The sequence below is a fragment of the Streptomyces botrytidirepellens genome (assembly GCF_003721215.1).
Taxonomy (GTDB): domain Bacteria; phylum Actinomycetota; class Actinomycetes; order Streptomycetales; family Streptomycetaceae; genus Streptomyces; species Streptomyces himastatinicus.
Window position 1 is genome coordinate 1 of record NZ_RIBZ01000133.1, and the last position, 6,453, is coordinate 6,453.

General features: G+C 73.3%; 2 protein-coding genes. Both read left to right on the forward strand.

Going from position 1 to position 6,453, the window contains the following annotated elements:
- A partial coding sequence (locus EEJ42_RS10180; protein WP_123099639.1) for an SDR family NAD(P)-dependent oxidoreductase occupies positions 1-4,801 on the forward strand: 4,801 nt, incomplete at its 5' end.
- Positions 4,802-4,885: 84 nt separating this feature from the next.
- Positions 4,886-6,453, forward strand: a 1,568-nt coding sequence (locus EEJ42_RS10185; protein ID WP_184503018.1) for a type I polyketide synthase, incomplete at its 3' end; no start/stop codon positions are given.

Sequence of the window (6,453 nt, forward strand, 5' to 3'; positions counted from 1 at the left end):
CGCCGCCCGCGTCGGCGAGTGCGAACAGGCCCTGTCCCCGTACGTGGACTGGTCCCTCACCGACGTCCTGCGCGGCCACCCCGAGGCCGCCGGCCTCGGCCGTGTCGACGTCGTACAACCCGTGCTGTGGGCCGTCATGGTGTCACTGGCCGCCGTATGGGACGACTACGGCGTCACCCCGACCGCCGTCGTCGGCCACAGCCAAGGCGAGATCGCAGCAGCCGTCGTGGCCGGTGCACTGTCACTGGACGAAGGCGCCCGGATCGTGGCGCTCCGCAGCCAGGCGCTGCGCAAACTCGCGGGCCGCGGCGCCATGGCATCCCTCGGCATGGGCCAGGACCAGGCCGAACACTTTCTGACCGGCCTGGGAGAGCACGCCGAGGGTGTCGGCGTGGCCGCCGTCAACGGGCCCGGATCCGTCGTCGTGTCCGGCCCACCCGACCAGGTCACTCACGCGGTCACGGCATACCAGGACACCGGCGGCCGGGCCCGCCTCATCGACGTCGACTACGCCTCACACGGCCCCCAGATCGACGAGATCGCCGACGAACTGACCGACCTCCTGGCAGGTATCGAACCGGCCCAGGCGGAGGCGACGTTCTACTCCACCGTCACCGGCGGCCGGATCGATACGAGCGGTCTGGACACCGCGTACTGGGTGACGAACCTGCGCGAGCGGGTGCGGTTCGCCGATGCCCTACGGGCTCTGCTGGACGACGGCCACCGCGTGTTCATCGAGGCCAGCACCCATCCCGTCCTCACCGTCGGCATGCAGGAAACGTTCGAGGAAGCAGGGGTCCAGGCCGCCACCGTCCCCACCCTGCGCCGCGACCACGGTGGCCACGCCCAGCTGATGCGCGCACTCGCCCAGGCCTTCACGGCGGGCGTCGAGGTGGACTGGTCCCGCCGGTTCCCCACCGATCCGGCGCCCCGCGTCATCGACCTGCCGACGTACGCCTTCCAGCGCGAACGCTACTGGCTCGACCGCCGTGGCGGGGCGAGTGGGGATCCCGCCGAACTGGGGCTGATGTCCGCCGGGCATCCGCTGCTCGGTGCCGCCGTGGAGGTGGCCGAGGGCGGCACGCATCTGCTGACCGGGCGGCTGTCCCCGCAGACCCACCCGTGGCTGAACGACCACCGGGTGCTGGACACCGTGCTGCTGCCCGGAACCGCCTTCGCCGAACTCGCCCTCCACGCCGCCGTCCGGACCGGCTGTGACCAGGTGTCCGAGCTGACCCTGGCCGCGCCCCTGGTCGTGCCGGACGGCGAGGCGGTCGATGTGCAGGTCGTCGTCGGCACCCCCGGCCCCGGCGGTGAGCGCTCCCTCACCATCCATTCCCGTCCCGCCGCCGAGAGCGGTGACACCACGTGGACACGGCACGCCACCGGTGCGCTCGCCCCCTCACCCGCGGCCGCGCCCCTCGCGCTCGACGGTGCGTGGCCGCCACCGGGAGCCACACCGCTGCCCGTACGGGACTTCTACGCCCGGCTCGCCGACCACGGCTACGCCTACGGCCCGTCGTTCCAGGGGCTCACCGCCGCATGGCGGCTGGACGACCACCTGTACGCCGAAGTGGCGCTGCCCCAGGGCGAACGCGCCTCCGCCACCGGGTACGGCATCCACCCGGCGCTGCTCGACGCCGCCCTCCACACCCGCGCCCTCGACGTCGCCCCCGAGTCCGAGGAGGCGCAGCGAGTCATGCTCCCCTTCGCCTGGAGCGGTCTGCGGCTGTACGCCACCGGTGCCGACGCCCTGCGGGTACGCATCACCCCCACCGCGGCGGACCGGCTGGCTCTCCGGGTCTGCGATCCGGTGGGCGCACCGGTGGTGACCGTGGACGATCTGATCCTGCGGCCCGTACCGGAAGACGCCCGACTGGGCCGGGCCCGGTCCGCGGGCCGCAACGCGCTGTTCCAGCTCGCCTGGATGACATTGCCCCTGCCCGAGAGCGGGACCGAAGGGGGCCCGGCGCTCCGTACGGCCGTTCTCGGGGCCGACGCGGAACCGCTGGTCGCCGCCCTGCCCGACGCGGCTCGTCATCCCGGGCTCGACGCCGTCCGGGCGGCCGTGGCGGATGGCGCGCCGGCGCCCGACATCGTGTTTGCCACCGTCACCACTCCCCCGGACGCCGACCCGGTCGAGCACACGCATCGCATCGGCACCGAAGTGCTTGCGCTGCTCCAGGAATTCCTCGCCGCCCCCGAGTTCAGCGGCTCCCGGCTGGCCGTCGTCACGCGGCGCGCGGTGGCCACCCACGGCCATGACGACATCCACGACCTGCCCGCCTCCGCCGCCTGGGGTCTGGTGCGCAGCGCGCAGTCGGAGAGCCCCGGCCGGGTGCTGCTGCTCGACCTGGATGAGCATGAGCTTTCGCCGCGCGCGGTGGCGGGCGCGGTCGGCTCGGGCGAGCCGCAGATCGCGCTGCGCGCCGGGCAGGCGTACGTGGCCCGGCTCGCCCATGACGAGCCCGCCGGGCGGCTCACCCCGCCCGATGGCCCTGCGGCGTGGCGGCTGGGGCTCACCGGGCACGGCAGCCTGGATCATCTCGCCCTGGTCGACTGCCCGGACAACACGCGCCCGCTGGGCCCCGGCGAGGTGCGGGTGGCGCTGCACGCGGGCGGGGTGAACTTCCATGACGTCGTGGTGGCGCTGGGCATGGTGGAGGACCCCCGGCCGCTCGGTGGCGACGGCGCGGGCGTGGTGGTCGAAGTGGGTCCGGACGCCGACCGGTTCGCCGTGGGTGACCGGGTGATGGGTCTGTTCAACGGCACCGGGCCGCTCGTCATCACCGACAGTCGGCTCATCACCCGGATGCCGGACGGCTGGTCGTACGCGCAGGCGGCGACCATCCCGTCGGCCTTCCTCACCGCGTACTACGGGCTGGCCGACCTCGCGGGACTGCGCTCCGGGGAGAAGCTCTTGCTGCACGCGGCCACGGGCGGGGTCGGGCTGGCGGCCGTGCAGCTGGCCCGGCACTGGGGGGCCGAGGTGTACGCCACCGCGAGCCCCGGCAAGTGGCACGCGCTGCGGGCCCGTGGCTTCGACGACCGCCACATCGCCTCCTCCCGCGCGCTCGACTTCGAGGACCGGGTCCGCGAGGCCGCCGGGTCCGTCGACGTGGTGCTCAATGCGCTGGCGGGCGACTTCGTGGACGCGTCGCTGCGGCTGCTGGCGCCCGGCGGTCGCTTCATCGACATGGCCAGGACCGACATCCGTGACCCCGCCCAGGTCGGCGCCGAGCACGCCGGGGTCGTCTACCGTGCGTTCGACCTCGTCGGCGGTGCCGGTCCGGACCGTATCCAGCAGATGCTGGCCGAGCTGTCGGCGCTGTTCGAGGACGGAACGCTGGATCCCCTGCCCACCACGGTGTGGGACGTCCGCCGGGCTCCCGAGGCGTTCCGCCACTTCAGCCAGGCGCGCCACATCGGCAAGATCGTCCTGGCGATTCCCCAGGCCCTCGATCCGGAGGGCACCGTCCTGATCACCGGTGGCACCGGCACCCTGGGGGCCGCCACCGCCCGCCACCTGGTGGCCCGCCACGGCATACGGAGGCTGCTGCTGGTCAGCCGCCGGGGGCCGGACGCGCCAGGGGCTCCCGAACTGGCGGCGGAGCTGGGCGAACTGGGCGCACAGGTCACCCTTGCCGCGTGTGACACCGCGGACCGGGCGGCCCTCGCCAAGCTGCTGGAGTCCGTTCCCGAGCGCCACCGGCTCACCGCGGTGGTCCATGCCGCCGGGCTGCTGCGCGATGCCACGGTCGAGGCGCTGACGCCCGCCCAGGTCGATGACGTCCTGCGGGCGAAGGCGGACGCGGCGTGGAATCTGCACGAGCTGACCCGGGACCTGGGGCTTTCGGCGTTCGTGCTGTTCTCCGCCGCCGCCGGGCTGCTCGGCGCCGCGGGGCAGGGCAACTACGCGGCAGCCAACGCCTTCCTGGACACCCTGGCCCAGCACCGCCACGCCCAGGGCCTGCCCGCGACCTCCCTGGCCTGGGGCTATTGGGAGCAGGCCACCGGGATGACCGGCGACATGACCGACGCCGACCGGGCCCGGCTGGCGCGGGCGGGCATCGTGGGACTGGAGACCGAGCAGGGGCTCGCGCTGCTCGACATCGCCCTCGCCAGTGGTCTGCCCACGCTGGCGCCCATCCGCCTGGACCTGGCCACCCTGCGCCGCCAGGCCCGGGACACCGAACCACCGGCCCTCTTCCGCACCCTCGTGCGCGGCGGCACGTCGCAGGCCGCCGCCAAAGCGGCCGGGGTGTCCGCCGCGGACCCGGCGCAGTCGCTCGCGGCGCTCTCCGAGGAGGACCGGCAGCAGGCGCTCCTCAGGCTGGTGCGCGGCCATACCGCGACCGTGCTGGGCCACGACGCGGCGGAGTCCATCCACCCCGCGCAGAACTTCCGGGAACTCGGCTTCGACTCCCTGACCGCGGTCGAGCTGCGGAACCGGCTCGGCGCCGCCACCGGGCTGCGGCTGCCCGCCACTTTGGTGTTCGACCACCCCACGCCCACCGCGGTCGTCCGGCTGCTGGACGAGTTGCTGGTCCCGGCCGGGGCCGCCCGGACCGGCTCCCTGCTCGCCGATCTGGACGCCATCGGCGCGGCCCTGGGCACCGTGGCCGACGACCCGGAGCAGCGGACGCGGATCGCCGGGCGGCTGCGGGAGCTGCTGCGCAGGGTGGACGGCGATGGTGAAGAGGTGTCCGCCGAGGACGACCTGGACTCGGCCACCGACGAGGAGCTGTTCCAGGTGCTCGACGGCGAACTGAACGCCCCCTTCGACGACAGTCTCCGCTGACCATCCCCGCCTTCCGATGGATGCCTTTCCGATGGATGCCTTTCCGATGAATCCAGACGGCCGTGACGATCGGGTTGATGTGACATGACGGACGACGAGAAGCTCCGCAGCTACCTGAAGCGGGCCACCGCCGATCTTCGCCTGGCCAAACGGCAGTTGCGCGAGGCCGACGAGCGGGCCCGGGAGCCCATCGCCATCATCGGGATGGCCTGCCACTTCCCCGGTGACGTGGCCTCTCCGGAGGATCTGTGGCGCGTGGTGAGCGACGGGGCGGACGTCATCTCGTCCTTTCCCGAGGACCGCGGCTGGGACCTGGACGGCCTCTACGACCCGGATCCCGAGCGGGCCGGGACGAGCAGCGCCCGGGAGGGTGGCTTCCTCCGCGATGTGGCCGATTTCGACGCCGACTTCTTCGGGATCAGCCCGCGCGAGGCCGCGGCGATGGACCCGCAGCAGCGGCTGCTTCTGGAGACGGCGTGGGAGGCGTTCGAGCGCGCCGGTCTCGGCCGGGACACGCTGAGCGGGAGCGACACCGGGGTGTTCGCGGGAGTGGACTCGTACCACTATCTGTCGCTCATCGGGCAGACGACCAGCGACGCGGCGGGCTATGTCGCCACCGGAAACCTCGGCAGTGTGGTGTCGGGCCGGGTGTCGTACTCCTTCGGGCTGGAAGGGCCCGCGGTCACGGTGGACACGGCGTGTTCGTCATCGCTGGTGGCGACGCACATGGCGGCGCAGGCGCTGCGGCAGGGCGAATGCACCCTCGCCCTGGCCGGCGGGGTGACGGTGATGGCGACACCGGGGGGCTTCACCGAGTTCTCCCGTCAGCGCGCCCTGTCACCGGACGGCCGGTGCAAGGCATTCGCGGCGGCCGCCGACGGCACCGGCTTCTCCGAGGGCGTCGGGCTGGTGGTGCTGGAGCGGCTGTCGGACGCGCGGCGCAACGGCCACCGGGTGCTGGCGGTCATCCGAGGCTCGGCGGTCAACCAGGACGGGGCCAGCAACGGGCTGACCGCGCCGAACGGTCCCTCGCAGCAGCGGGTGATCCGGCAGGCGCTCGCCAACGCCCGGCTGGCGCCCCGCGAGGTGGACGCGGTCGAGGCGCACGGCACCGGGACGACGCTCGGCGACCCGATCGAGGCGCAGGCGCTGCTGGCCACGTACGGGCAGGACCGGCCGGACGGTCGGCCGCTGTGGCTCGGCTCCATCAAGTCGAACCTCGGGCACACCCAGGCCGCCGCCGGGGTGGCCAGTGTCATCAAGATGGTGATGGCGATGCGGCACGGGGTGCTTCCGCGGTCCCTGCACATCGACGAGCCGTCGCCGCATGTGGACTGGACCGCCGGTGATGTGCGGCTGCTGACCGAACAGGTCGTCTGGGCCGCGGACGACCGTCCGCGCCGCGCGGGCGTGTCCTCCTTCGGGATCAGCGGCACCAACGCCCATCTGATCCTGGAGGAGGCGCCGAAGCTAGCGGAGCAGGACGTCACGCGACCGGACACCGATGACGTCGGCGTCGTGCCGTGGGTGGTGTCGGGACACAACGCCGCGGCGTTACGGGGTCAGGCACGGGCGTTGGCCGAAAGGGTGGCCTCCGACCCGGACGTATCGCCCGCCGAGGTGGGCTGGTCGCTGATCCGTACCCGGTCGGT